The sequence below is a fragment of the Nocardia sp. NPDC005978 genome, assembly GCF_040614455.1.
Classification (GTDB): Bacteria; Actinomycetota; Actinomycetes; order Mycobacteriales; family Mycobacteriaceae; genus Nocardia.
In genome coordinates, this window is record NZ_JBEXUS010000027.1 from 1 (window position 1) to 12,514 (window position 12,514).

Sequence of the window (12,514 nt, forward strand, 5' to 3'; positions counted from 1 at the left end):
TCCGGCGCCGCCGGGGCGAACAGGTCGAGTTCTTTCGTCGTGCGCTGGGCGCCCGGAATCCCGCCGGGCAGGCACCAGCTCCTCGAACCCCACCGTGTCGACCCGCACCCCGGGCAGCCGATACCCGCCGGCCGCCAACTCGACCTCGCCCGTCCCGCGCAGCGCCTTACGCAACCGCGACACCAGCGCCTGTAGCGCACCGGCCGCCTCGGCGGGCGGATCCTCCCCCCACAGTCCATCGATCAGCGCGCTCACCGGCACCGTCCCCCCGGCTTCGAGCGCGAGCCTGGCCAGCAGCATGCGCACCCGCGCCCCGCCGATCTCGACCGTCGATCCCTCATCGGTCCACACCTGAACCGGACCCAGCACACCAACCCGCACCCGGCGAGTCTCGCAGAACCGGACGTTGCGGTGTTATCCCCGGCCCCGCGCGGCCGCGCCCGAAGCGCGGCCCATTACCCCGGAAGTAATCGACCGGCGGCCCGGCGTGCGGCACGCTCGGTGCCATGAGTGAAATCGATCCCGTCGGCGCCCAGTTCTTCGCGACCATGCCCTTCAGCGAGCGCCTGGGCATAGAGGTCCTCGAACACGGCGCGAAACTCGTGCGCGCCCGCCTGGCCTGGGACGCCTCCCTGTGCACGCTCGGCGGCGCACTGCACGGCGGCGCGCTCATGTCCCTGGGCGATGCCACCGCCGCGGTGTGCGCGTTCTTGAACCTGCCCGAGGGCGCGCAGGGCACCACCACCGTCGAATCCAAGACCAATTTCCTGCGCGGCCTGCGCTCCGGCCATGCGACGGCCTCCGCGCGGCCGCTGCACGCGGGCCGCAGTTTCATCGTGGTGGAGACCGAGATCCACGACGACGCGGGCAAGCTCCTCGCCAAGGTCACCCAGACCCAGGCCGTGCTCTAGCCCGCGATCGTCTCTCCCGATCCGCCCCGTTCAGCCGGTCAGGAATCGAGAAGCATCCGCCGTACATCGCCCCTACCGTTGTCGATGACGAAGCGCCCGGTTCCGGAGTGGTTGAATCGAGCCGGGCGACTCCGACGAGACCGCGCAGGCGGCCCGCGAGAGGGATGGAGAGACGATGAGCAGGTCCACGAAGACGGCTGCGCTGCCCCTGGCCGACAGCCACGACATGATTCGCGTCCACGGCGCGCGGGTGAACAACCTGAAAGACATCAGCATCGAGATCCCCAAGCGCCGCCTGACAGTGTTCACGGGCGTGTCCGGCTCGGGTAAGAGCTCGCTGGTGTTCAGCACCATCGCCGCGGAGTCGCAGCGCCTGATCAACGAGACCTACAGCACCTTCGTCCAGGGCTTCATGCCCACCCTGGCCCGTCCCGAGGTCGACGTCCTGGACGGCATCACCACCGCGATCATCGTGGACCAGCAGCGCCTGGGCGCGGACCCGCGCTCCACCGTCGGCACCGCCACCGACGCCAACGCCATGCTGCGCATTCTGTTCAGCCGCCTCGGCAAGCCGCATATCGGCTCCCCGCAGGCGTTCTCGTTCAACGTCGCCTCCATCAGCGGCGCGGGCGCGGTCGCGATCGAGAAGGGCGGGCGCACCACGCGTGAGCGCCGCAGCTTCAGCATCGTCGGCGGCATGTGCCCGCGCTGCGAGGGCCGCGGCAAGGTCTCCGACATCGATCTGACCCAGCTCTACGACGACACCAAATCCCTTGCCGAGGGCGCGTTCACGATTCCCGGCTGGAAGTCCGACAGCTTCTGGACCGTGCGGGTGTACGCCGAGTCCGGCTTCGTGGATCCGAACAAGCCGATCCGCAAGTTCACCAAGCGCGAGATGAACGACTTCCTGTACAAGGAGCCGGTCAAGGTCAAGGTCGACGGGGTCAATCTGACCTACGAGGGCCTGATCCCGAAGATTCAGAAGTCGTTCCTGTCCAAGGACAAAGAGGCGCTGCAGCCGCACATCCGGGCGTTCGTGGAGCGCGCGGTCGCCTTCAGCGTGTGCCCCGACTGCCACGGCACCCGGCTCACCGAGGGCGCGCGCTCGTCGAAGATCAAGAAGATCAGCATCGCCGACGCCTGCGCCATGCAGATCAGCGATCTGGCGGAATGGGTTCGCGCACTGCGGGAACCGTCCGTCGCGCCGCTGCTGGAGGCGCTGTCCAAGACGCTGGACTCGTTCGTGGAGATCGGCCTGGGCTATTTGTCCCTGGACCGGCCCTCGGGGACGCTGTCCGGCGGTGAAGCCCAGCGCGTCAAGATGATTCGGCATCTGGGCTCCGCGCTCACCGATGTCACCTACATCTTCGACGAGCCCACCGTCGGCCTGCACCCGCATGACATCCAGCGCATGAACGAGCTGCTGATCCGCCTGCGGGACAAGGGAAACACGGTGCTCGTCGTCGAGCACAAGCCGGAGACGATCGTCATCGCGGACCACGTCGTGGATCTGGGCCCCGGCGCGGGCAAGGGCGGCGGCACGGTGTGTTTCGAGGGCACCGTGGACGGGCTGCGCAGCAGTGACACGATCACCGGGCGGCATTTCGACGACCGGGCGGCGGTGAAGGAGTCCGAGCGTAAACCCAAGGGCGCGTTGGAGATCCGCAAGGCCAACGCCAACAATCTGCAGAACGTCGACGTCGACATCCCGCTGGGCGTGCTGGTGGTGATCACCGGTGTCGCCGGTTCGGGCAAGAGCTCGCTGGTACACGGTTCCATTCCGGCGGGCGAGAACGTGGTGTCGGTCGACCAGACCGCGATCAAGGGTTCGCGACGCAGCAATCCGGCGACGTACACCGGCCTGCTGGAACCGATTCGCAAGGCGTTCGCCAAGGCCAACGACGTCAAGCCCGCGCTGTTCAGCTCCAATTCCGAAGGCGCGTGCCCCAATTGCAACGGCGCGGGGGTGATCTACTCCGATCTGGCGATCATGGCGGGTGTGGAGACACCGTGCGAGGTGTGCGAGGGTAGGCGCTTCATGGCGGAGGTGCTGGACTACAAGCTCGGCGGCCGCGACATCAGCGAGGTGCTCGCCATGCCGGTGAGCGAGGCGCTGGAGTTCTTCGGCGACGGGCCGGCCAAGCTCCCGGCCGCGCACGCCATCCTCGACCGGCTCGCCGACGTCGGCCTGGGCTATCTGACCATCGGGCAGCCGCTCACGACGCTGTCCGGCGGTGAGCGTCAGCGCCTGAAGCTGGCCACGCACATGGGTGACAAGGGCGGGGTCTACGTGCTCGACGAGCCGACCACCGGCCTGCACCTGGCCGATGTGGAGAACCTGCTCGGCCTGCTCGACCGCCTGGTCGACGCCGGCAAATCGGTGATCGTGATCGAGCATCACCAGGCGGTGATGGCGCACGCGGACTGGATCATCGACCTCGGCCCGGGCGCGGGCCACGACGGCGGCAAGGTCGTCTTCGAGGGCACGCCCGCCGACCTGGTCGCGGCCCGGTCGACGCTGACCGGTGAGCACCTCGCGGCCTACGTCGGGGCGCCCGCCAAGAAGGCCGCGCGCAAACGCTGACCCGGGCGGGCACAGCACGAACGGTAAGCTCGCGCAGGTGACCGGCACATCCTCCGAGGAGCAGCGCCTGCGCGAGCTGACCCGCCTGCGGCGGGTTCGCGACCGGATCGACCGCGAGTACGCGCAGCCGCTCAACGTCGAGGCCCTGGCGCGCGACGCGCACATCTCCGCCGGTCACCTGAGCCGTGAGTTCAAGGCCGCCTACGGCGAATCGGTCTACAGCTACCTGATGACGCGCCGCATCGAGCGCGCCATGGCCCTGCTGCGCCGCGGCGAGCAGAGCGTGACGGAAGTCTGCTTCGCCGTGGGCTGTTCGTCGCTGGGCACCTTCAGCACCCGTTTCACCGAGCTGGTCGGCGTCCCGCCCAGCGCCTATCGCGATCAGCACGCCCCGGCGGCTCCGGAAATGCCGTCGTGTGTCACGAAAAAGGTGACTCGCCCGATCAGAAACAAGTAACCCCAGCTCCCGGACATACGGTGATTGCCATGGATATCACGATTCATTCGAGCTTCCTGCCCCACACGGATCCCGAAGCGTCCCTCGGTTTCTACCGCGACGCCCTCGGCTTCGAAGTCCGCAATGACGTGAAATACGGCGACCTGCGCTGGCTGACCGTCGGCCCGCCCGGCCAGCCCTCGACCGCGATCGTCCTGCATCCCCCGGCCGCGGATCCGGGCATCACCGACGACGAGCGCCGGACGATCGCGGAGATGATGGCCAAAGGCACCTACGCGACCGTGGTCCTGGCCACCAAGGACGTGGACGCCCTGTTCGAGCGCCTGGTGGCGGCCGACGCCGAGGTGATCCAGGAGCCGACGGACCAGCCGTACGGTATCCGCGACTGCGCGTTCCGCGATCCGGCGGGGAATCACATCCGGATCAGCGAGGTGCCCTGAGCCCCATCGACCAGACCGGTGAGGTCGCGTCGAAGATTCGGTCCTTCACGCGAGGCGGGCGCTGACCCGCTCGCACCCGATCCAGCCAATCATCGAGGAAGGCGGAGGCCTGCACGGGATGAACCTCCACGGTGTCGATACCTGCCGACCGCCGAGCCTGTTCGTAGGACGGGGATTCGGCACCGAGATGGCGGTCCAGTAGCCGCTCGAACCGCTCGACGTCGTGGTGGTCGACTCGGGACCCGAAAGCCATCGCGACTTCGTAGCGGGCGGCGGTGCCGTCGACTGCCGGTCGTACGCAGAAGTTCCGAATCCGCATGCCGGTCGCCGACGCCGTCCTGCCGACCGCGCGCATCACCTGATCTTCGCGGAGCCGTGCCGAGTCGATCACCGATTCACCCTGTCGCCCACCGTATTCGAGCCGCGGCGTATTCCCCACGAACTCGTTCACGCGCAGGATGTCGCGGGTGGCGCAGCGATACATCCCGCCCAGCCGGGTGAGGACGACGTGATAGTCGCAGCCGACTTCCAACTCGTGGGCGAGCAGCGTCGCACTGTCCCCCGACAGTGGCGCATCCGCGGGAATGAACTCGTAGAAGGCCGAGGGTGTCACCAGCGGCGCGGCCGAGGGATGGCGATCGATCGGCGTGGTGAGCGGACCTTCGCAGGATCCCAGCGGGGCGGAGACGATCTCGACGCCCGGTCCGAAGTCCTGCGCCAGACCGGGTAGGTACAGACCACCGATGTATCCGGTCCACACGACAACGCTGCGCAGGTTCGGCCACAGCTGCGCCGGCCCGATGGTGCCGAACCACGCCGCCATCGCTTCGATCCGGTTCGCGCGCTCCGGATCAGGTGCACAGTAGGGCTTACCGCCCAATGTTCCGTCTCGAATCTCGCGCACGAAATCCGGCCACCACCGCGCGATTTGTTCGGGCAGAGCGTGTGCGATAGCCGGATTTATCGCGAACACGCAGCGGATGTCGTGTTCTGCCGCGATACGGAGTCGCAGGTAGGTCCGGTACAGGGGATCGTCGTCGATGAACGCGGCGGGCAACTCGCTCCAGGCGGCATTGTTCCCCAGCCCTGTCGCGGTCTCCTCGCCGAGGCCGCGATAGTCGATCTGACTCGGCCCGAGATGCGGTTGTCCGCCCGATGTCCGCCCGACCGGGGAGAACGGGTCCTGCCACAGGTTGAGCACCGAATTGTCATCGTTCAGCGCCTCCGGAGACCTGCGCAGAACCGTTGCCAAACCAGCGAAGTAGAAGGGGATGAAGCTCTCCCGCAGATACGACTTCGTGACCGGGATTCGCTTCTCGGCGCCCGTTGTGCCGCTGCTGGAGAAGTAGGCGAACGGATCCTCGTCCGCCAGCACGCCGGACTTTCCGGCAATCGCCAGGTCGAGCCATGGCTTGAAGTCCTCGTGAACGCGCACCGGAACCGCGGACCGGTAGTCGTCCACTCCCCGCAGCGCTCGAAACCCATGTGCGCGACCGAATTCGGAGTCGGCATTGCGCCGCAATACTTCGTCCAACAGCGCCTGCTGCACCTGCTGCGATCGATCCAGCACCGACACCAGCGCCGCCCGCTCACGCTCCGCTCGCGCGATGATCGCGTCTCGGCGTTGCGAAATCACCGTCGTCATTGCGCCGGACCCCGAGCCGCCATTCCGAGCAGCAGCGCCTCGAACGCGCCCGAGTAGCTTTCGGCTCGCTCCGCTGTCAAATACGTGGAGAAGTCGATACTGAGGTTGCCCCGGTAGGTGTGGATGATATGCACCGAGGTCCGTAGCAAAGGATGATCCGTCTGTCCGGTGGCCTCCATCAGGGCGATGACGGGGGCCCAGTCGAATCGCAAAGCGTTGCGCGCCTCGAGAATTTCGAGTCCGGCCGGTAGCGGAATGTCCCCGATGACACCCAGATTCGTGGTGAGGGTACGCGGCACCAGCGGGCGCGGTTTGTCGACGGTATCGGCCATGTGCAGGAAGGATTGATGGATGACACCCGACACCAGGTCCTCGACCAATTGTTCGGTCACCGCCGCGCCCACCTCGATCGGATCCGAGTCGGACTGCACCGCGACAACGGAATTGGCCATTCCGAGAATGTTCGTACCCGCCCAGACGGGTACCGGGGGCTCCACCCTGGTCCGAATGTCCACGGGCGAGACGACATTGATGTCGACCGCCCGGTCGTGATCAACCGGCAGAAAGCGCCGGGTGAGAAGCGCGACCACACCCGCGACGAGACTGTGGACGGTCTGTCCGCGGCGCTTGGCACAGGCGAGTAGCGCGGCGGTGTCATCGACCCCCAACTGAACTCGTCGCCACAGGATGGGATTCACCGATCTGCCGCTCGGAAGATTCGTGGGGATGGCCTGCGCGAGACGACTCTGTCCGAGTGCCTGTTTGACGATGCCACGCTCCCCGAGCAGGGCTTCGGGTGACTGCGGGACCGGATGCGACTGAACTTCCGGGTTCCGGCCGGCCGCCAGATCGGTGTAGTAGGACCACAGTTCGTGATGCCAGTGCTGCACCAGTCGTCCATCGGTGATGGCGTGGTGAAAAGCGAGAGCGACGCGGGCACGGCCCGAGTCAACGGCGACCCGCAACTTCGCGACCGGCTCGCCCGCGCCGAGCGTCAGTGCGTCTTCCGCTATCTGCCCGATCGGTGCGGGTTCGGGTTCCGCGGGTACGACTATCGCGAGACCGCGCAGACCCGAGACGGATTCGTCTTCGGGGGCGACGGTCAGCCGCGCGGTCAGCACCGGATGCGCACGGCGTAGGAGATCCCACGCCTGCTGCAGCGTGTCCAGGTCGAGCGGACCAGACACATGATCGGTGATCCAGATCGTGGCCGAGGTCACCGCGAAATACGATTCGAACGCCGACAAAGGGCGTGCGAAGGAGTGGTTCGAGAGCGTCTCGGTCATCGCCGCTTTCCTTGAATCTCGTTCTCGTGCAGTACTACCGGCAACGCACAGCGCCCCCGCATGAAGCTGAAACGCCACGGCGGATCCTCGCCGGGTGCGAGCCGCATATCCGGAAACCGCTGGAACAGCGTGTTGATGGCGATATCACCTTCGAGCCGTGCTAGTGCCGCCCCCACGCAGTAGTGGATCCCGTGCCCGAAGGCCAGATGGGCCGAACCGCTTCGATCGGGATCGAAGCGGTCGGGATCCGGAAACTTCGCCGGATCCCGACTCGCCGCCGCGAGCCCGACGATGACGAATTCGCCCGCCCCGATCTCCATACCGTTCAGGACAACGGGTTCCGTGGTGTGCCGCATGGTGGCGGTGTGTGCGGGACCATCGAACCGGAGCGCCTCTTCGATCAGTTGCGGAGTCCGTTCCGGGTGACCAACAACGCGCTCGCGGAGCTCGTCGTTTCGGATCAGCATCTCCGCGGCCGTAGCGATCAGGTTCACCGTCGTCTCGTGCCCACCGATCATCAGAATGAATACGGTGTGCACCAGTTCATCTTCGGTGAGCCGATCTCCGTCCGCGGAGACCGCGATCAGCTCGTCGAGCAGATCGCCGGGTCCGGGTTTCGAACGTTTGGCCGCGATCAGCCCGCGAATGTAGTCGCAGCACTCGGTCGCAGCGCGGCTCACCGCTTCGCTTCGGTCCGGGGTGAAGTACTCCATGAGCTGACGACTCCACGCACCCAGCTGTTCCCGGTCCTCGACGGGAAAGCCCAGCATCTCGGAAATGACCGAGAGCGGCAACGGCAACGCGTAATGCTCGACCAGGTCGACCACGTCTCGGTCCGCCAGCTCGGCAACGAGATCATCGGCGATGGCTTGGATCCCGGGCCGCATCCGCGCGCTCGCACCGGCGGTGAATGCCTTGCTCACGAGCTTGCGTAACCGTGTGTGGTCGGGCGGGTCGAGCTGCAGCATGCTCGGAACCGCCGAAGCGCCGTTGACATGTCCCGCGCCGAGGCGAGCGATGATCTCACCACGGGCGGTCACGTCCTTGCTGAATCGGGAATCGGTGAGCACCTGCCTGCTCAGGTCGTAGTCGAGGACGAGCCACGCGGGCAGCCCGCTCGGCAGCACGATCCGGTGCAGCGGCCCCTGTCCCCGGAGCCGGTCGTACACCGGCCACGGCTCGGCGATGAAATCCGGTGTGAAAGCGATGGTTTGGGGCGATTCACCGATCACGCCCGGCAGCGTTTCCGACATGCGATCTCTGTTCTCTCGTTGATTTCTCGCGACCGGCATCCGGTCAGGACACCCGCTCCAGCCGTGGCGGAGCGGGCACAAGCACCTGATGGACCTTCGCGCACAGCCCGTGCTGATCGAAGATCTCCCCGGAGGCGAAGAGACCTCCTTCCGCGACATGCGTGGTAGCGGCGCGGATGTACGCCCATTCGGATTCGACCGGGCGCACGCAGTGCACGGTGACGTCCACATTGACCGCGCTCATCTCCTCCAGCGAGAACCCGCGTCCGATCGACCACACCGCGTCCGCAAGGGTGTAGATCCGCTCGAAACCCGACAGCGCGGATCCGCGGACCAGCGTGGTCGTCATCTTGCATGCCGCGACGTGCGCGCCTTCGCGCAGAAACGGGATGTCTTCGGGAAACTTCCACAGACACGACGACATGAAGCCGCTCCCGTGGTTGAGCCAGGAGAAGGGCGTACCCAGGCTGTCGAATCCGAGATGGATCGGGTGTCCCGCCGGCTCGCGCAGGTCCAGGCTGATCAGGTCCTGCGGGAGCATGGTGGGTGTAGGAAGCAGCGCGTCCGGCACCGGTCGAACGAACCAGAACGTCGCGGTCGCGACTGTCCGGCCGCCCTGCGTCAGGGATACCGAGCATTGCTTGGTCGAACGCGTTTCATGGAGCACCTCCGCCCGAACGAGCAGATCGCCAACCTTGATGGGCGCGAGTATGTCGAAACGGCCACCGGTAGGGATGAGTCCCGGTGCGTTGTCCTGAGCCACCCGATAGGCCAGGCCGAAAGGCGGCCCGCCGTGCTGGAAATCCGGCGACCACGGCCCGGAGGTCAGTGTGCTCGACTCGAATTCCTCGGCCGAACGCTGACCGTAGTAGAAGTTCTCGTTCATACACCGCTCGCCTCGCGCGTGCGGGTCAGCTGACTCGAACTAATCCGCGCCCGCAACGCGCCGACCTTCGAAGCGATGTCGGAACCGAACGGGTCGTGATAGTGGTCCGCGACGCCGAGCGCGTACTCGTGGAGGTATCGAACTCGATCGAGATGAGTCGCTTCGTATTCCCGCAGCGCCGTCCCCACCGTTTCCCCATCGACCCCCGACAACGCCCGTGCCAGATGGACGGCGCTTTCCACCGCGAGGTTGGCACCCTGCGCGCTGTGGGAGCAGATCGCGTGGACAGCATCGCCGATCCCGACAATCCGCTTCCGATACAAACGCTCCGGCGGAGATCGAAAAGTGATGGGCCGCAACGATATCTCGTCCATTGCCCCGATCATCGCCGCCACCGGCCGAGCCCATCCTTCGAACTCCGCGGCAATCCGGGCCCGCACCTGGGCGGGAGAAGTCGCATCGAGTTCGGCTTTCTCGACGTACGCGGTGGCGTAGACGGTGTTTCCGCCCTGTACGGGGTAGCAAAGGAAGTTCTTCCGTTCACCAACCCACAGGCGAACCACCGGTTCCGCGCCGAGCTCGTCGATCACCCGCGCGAGCGGGATCAACGCGCGATAGGCCATCGTGCCGTGATCCATTCCGTACTGGCTCGGGTTGATGGTCGAGGCTGTCATCGAGTTGATGCCGTCGGCCGAGACCACGAGGTCGAACGATTCACGCGAACCGTCACCGAAACCCACCACGGCGCAGTCATCGAACACCTCACAATCGAGGGCCTTCTTTCCGAGCCGCGGGTTGAGGTTCTCGATGGATCGGACCAGCACGTCCTGCAGGTCGGCCCGCAGAATCGAGACGCCACCCAGCGCCCCCATTCGAGGCTGAGGCCACTCACCCTCGTAGAGCACGGTGTCATGCTGATCGGTGACGATCGCCGATCCGATGGCGCATCCGATCTCCCGGATACGGCCTTCCACACCGAATGCGTCCAGCAGGCCGAGTGATCTCGGGCCCAGGGTCACCCCCGCCCCGATCGGCCGCAATCGAGTGGCGGCGTCGTAGAGACAGATCTTGTGGCCGCTGCTCTCCAATCCCTTGGCGAAGACCAGGCCGGCGATTCCGGCCCCCAGTACTCCGATGCGCATGGCTACCACGCCCGCCGTGCGACAAGGGCGTTGTCCGCTACCGCTGCGGCGAGTATGTCCTCGATGTCGTTGTACGGGTATCGAACTCGCGACTCGCCGAGCGCGGCCGCCAGCTGCCTGGCCGGGAAACCGAGCTCGTCGAGCACCGTGCGGTGCCGAAGCAGGAGTCGCAGTGCTTCACCACATACCAGCCCGTACGTCGCATCCCACAGCGGGGCCGACTCGGATTCGCTGACGACCTTGGCGATCTCGGAGCCGAAGACGACGACGCAGTACAGCTCACCGATCGCTTCGATTGCCCGTTCGCCCCGTGGTGCGGCACCGCTCACGATCCAGTCCGCGAAGCCGAGGCAGAACTCCCGGAATGCCGCGCCGTTGGGCAGGCCGGCCACCGCGTCCAGGCCCGACCGCCAGTCACCGAGATCGATGGCGTCGAGTCCCCCCAGGCCACGATGGGACAGCAAATACTTCGCTCCGACCGCCCCCGAGTCCATCCCCTCCGACCGACCACGGGAGTCCACGAAGGCCTTCGCGGACTTGATCATTTGCATCAGATTGACGTATTTCGTGCCTTCCAACCGTGGCAGGTAAGCGCAGAATTTGCGTATCGCGTTGAGCGGTGAATCACTTTCGAATGAATAAGCCGAAGCTACATCGGTGAGCGATCTTATCACCGATTCGGACATTTCAGTTACGAATACCTTGGCCACGCTATTGAAGACGATGAAAGAGCGATCACTCGCCGCAGCATTTTCCATGCGCTCCGCACACTGCGCCAGAAATGACCTCATCGCGATGATCCACAGCGTGGCCTCGCTCAGTATCTCTTTGTTTTGCCCGAAGTCGCTCGTCCGAACGCCGAAGATCGATCTACCATTGGTGTGCCTGTACGTCTCGAGCAACGCACGTCCGGCCAGCCCGATCGCCGCGGTCGCAAGGTTCACCTTGCCGATGTTGATCGTATTGACGGCATCGAAGAAGGCGTCCCCGCCGGAGACTATGATATCGGCTTCGCGGACCGCACAGTTGTCGAGCTCGAACTCGGCGACAAACATCTGTTCGGGCACGGCATTCCGGACGAGCCGGAATCCCGGACTCGTATGCGCGACACGCACGAAGGAAAAAGCCGGGCCGTCGGCCGCGAAGGTCGTGATGATCGGCGACACCTGCGCATTTCCCACGTAGTGCTTCGCGCCGTCGAGGACCGGCCCGCGTTCGGACCTGGTCAGTGTCGTCGCGGTCTTCCGCCAGTCCGCGCCGGCGCCCTTCTCGGACATCCCGAACGACCCGAGCTGACCGTCTCTCAGCGCTGCCGCATAGAACGCCTGCAATTCCGATGAGCCGGACATCCACACCGGCAGCACCGAGAGCGAGGTGACATGCCACATCAACCAGTGGGTAAAGCTTCCGAACGCGAGAGTCTCGCTGGCTCCGAAAATAGTCCGAGGAGTCCATTCTGCGCCCGATCCGCCGATCCATTCCGGGCACAGCGTCCGGGACAGGATCGATCGACTCCGCAGAAATGCCTGATAGTCACTCGGAAACTCACGGGAAACATCTTCAGCCGCCAAGGATTCGGCACCTTTATCGGCAAACCACTTCGAAATCTCCACTTGAACGGCGGAATTTTTGCCGGTATGCAGGCCCGCCGAGCCATGAGTCAACACCGGCGCCCGATCGATGGTATCCATAATCAATTCTCCTGAACCGAGGCTGATGAAGAAAACCTATGACTCGGAGCCTGACTCACGCAAGCCAGGGGGACAATCATCCCCGACCGGCCCGTGCTCGAGCCGTGGCGAATCGTCGGATTCGGCCGTCGGTCGCGCGCGGAATTCCGCACTCGACCACTTCTCCGGGGCACTGGAGCACAGACCATAGAAATCGGGTATTGCACGCGACTCGAAACA

11 protein-coding genes are annotated in these 12,514 nt (G+C 65.5%); 4 read left to right on the top strand and 7 right to left on the bottom strand.

Annotated elements, in window-relative coordinates; all coding sequences use genetic code 11:
* Positions 1-381 (bottom strand): helix-turn-helix domain-containing protein (locus tag ABZ319_RS14885; RefSeq protein ID WP_354986939.1); only part of this gene is annotated, 381 nt, incomplete at its 3' end.
* Positions 382-506: 125 nt separating this feature from the next.
* Between ABZ319_RS14885 and ABZ319_RS14890 the strand changes: the two genes are divergently transcribed.
* The 4 genes from ABZ319_RS14890 to ABZ319_RS14905 all read left to right on the top strand — a co-directional run bounded on the left by ABZ319_RS14890 (position 507) and on the right by ABZ319_RS14905 (position 4,392).
* Complete coding sequence (locus tag ABZ319_RS14890; protein ID WP_354986940.1) at positions 507-911, top strand: PaaI family thioesterase; 405 nt, start codon at positions 507-509, stop codon at positions 909-911.
* Positions 912-1,086: 175 nt separating this feature from the next.
* Positions 1,087-3,495 (top strand): excinuclease ABC subunit UvrA, encoded by a 2,409-nt coding sequence (locus tag ABZ319_RS14895; RefSeq protein ID WP_354986941.1) that lies wholly within the window; start codon positions 1,087-1,089, stop codon positions 3,493-3,495.
* A 37-nt stretch (positions 3,496-3,532) separates the two neighbouring features.
* The gene (locus tag ABZ319_RS14900) at positions 3,533-3,952 is read left to right on the top strand and encodes a helix-turn-helix transcriptional regulator (RefSeq protein WP_354986942.1); all 420 of its coding nucleotides are present in this window, start codon (positions 3,533-3,535) and stop codon (positions 3,950-3,952) included.
* 29 nt (positions 3,953-3,981) lie between these two features.
* The gene (locus tag ABZ319_RS14905) at positions 3,982-4,392 is read left to right on the top strand and encodes a VOC family protein (RefSeq protein WP_354986943.1); all 411 of its coding nucleotides are present in this window, start codon (positions 3,982-3,984) and stop codon (positions 4,390-4,392) included.
* Here ABZ319_RS14905 and ABZ319_RS14910 read toward each other — a convergent pair.
* The 6 genes from ABZ319_RS14910 to ABZ319_RS14935 are packed head-to-tail and all read right to left on the bottom strand — an operon-like array spanning position 4,376 to position 12,295.
* A complete protein-coding gene (locus ABZ319_RS14910) occupies positions 4,376-6,037 on the bottom strand; it encodes a GH3 auxin-responsive promoter family protein (protein ID WP_354986944.1) in 1,662 nt (553 codons plus the stop codon). The genes ABZ319_RS14905 and ABZ319_RS14910 overlap by 17 nt on opposite strands.
* The gene (locus ABZ319_RS14915) at positions 6,034-7,323 is read right to left on the bottom strand and encodes a hypothetical protein (protein WP_354986945.1); all 1,290 of its coding nucleotides are present in this window, start codon (positions 7,321-7,323) and stop codon (positions 6,034-6,036) included. The genes ABZ319_RS14910 and ABZ319_RS14915 overlap by 4 nt, the downstream gene beginning before the upstream one ends.
* Positions 7,320-8,576 carry a cytochrome P450 gene (locus tag ABZ319_RS14920; protein WP_354986946.1) on the bottom strand — a complete coding sequence of 419 codons (1,257 nt, stop codon included), beginning with the start codon at positions 8,574-8,576 and terminating at the stop codon, positions 7,320-7,322. Before ABZ319_RS14920 ends, ABZ319_RS14915 begins: the two co-directional genes overlap by 4 nt.
* A gap of 43 nt (positions 8,577-8,619) precedes the next feature.
* Entirely contained in the window at positions 8,620-9,462 is an 843-nt protein-coding gene (locus ABZ319_RS14925; RefSeq protein ID WP_354986947.1) for a thioesterase family protein, read from the bottom strand.
* Complete coding sequence (locus ABZ319_RS14930) at positions 9,459-10,604, bottom strand: FAD-dependent monooxygenase (RefSeq protein ID WP_354986948.1); 1,146 nt, start codon at positions 10,602-10,604, stop codon at positions 9,459-9,461. Before ABZ319_RS14930 ends, ABZ319_RS14925 begins: the two co-directional genes overlap by 4 nt.
* A 2-nt stretch (positions 10,605-10,606) precedes the next feature.
* Positions 10,607-12,295, bottom strand: coding sequence for an acyl-CoA dehydrogenase (locus ABZ319_RS14935; RefSeq protein ID WP_354986949.1), 1,689 nt, complete (start codon positions 12,293-12,295; stop codon positions 10,607-10,609).
* Positions 12,296-12,514 lie beyond the last annotated feature (219 nt).

Coding starts and splice junctions, on each gene's coding strand:
- ABZ319_RS14890 (WP_354986940.1), top strand. CDS start 507: ATGAGTGAAATCGATCCCGTCGGCGCCCAGTTCTTCGCGACCATGCCC.
- ABZ319_RS14895 (WP_354986941.1), top strand. CDS start 1,087: ATGAGCAGGTCCACGAAGACGGCTGCGCTGCCCCTGGCCGACAGCCAC.
- ABZ319_RS14905 (WP_354986943.1), top strand. CDS start 3,982: ATGGATATCACGATTCATTCGAGCTTCCTGCCCCACACGGATCCCGAA.
- ABZ319_RS14910 (WP_354986944.1), bottom strand. CDS start 6,037: ATGACGACGGTGATTTCGCAACGCCGAGACGCGATCATCGCGCGAGCG.
- ABZ319_RS14915 (WP_354986945.1), bottom strand. CDS start 7,323: ATGACCGAGACGCTCTCGAACCACTCCTTCGCACGCCCTTTGTCGGCG.
- ABZ319_RS14920 (WP_354986946.1), bottom strand. CDS start 8,576: ATGTCGGAAACGCTGCCGGGCGTGATCGGTGAATCGCCCCAAACCATC.
- ABZ319_RS14925 (WP_354986947.1), bottom strand. CDS start 9,462: ATGAACGAGAACTTCTACTACGGTCAGCGTTCGGCCGAGGAATTCGAG.
- ABZ319_RS14930 (WP_354986948.1), bottom strand. CDS start 10,604: ATGCGCATCGGAGTACTGGGGGCCGGAATCGCCGGCCTGGTCTTCGCC.
- ABZ319_RS14935 (WP_354986949.1), bottom strand. CDS start 12,295: ATGGATACCATCGATCGGGCGCCGGTGTTGACTCATGGCTCGGCGGGC.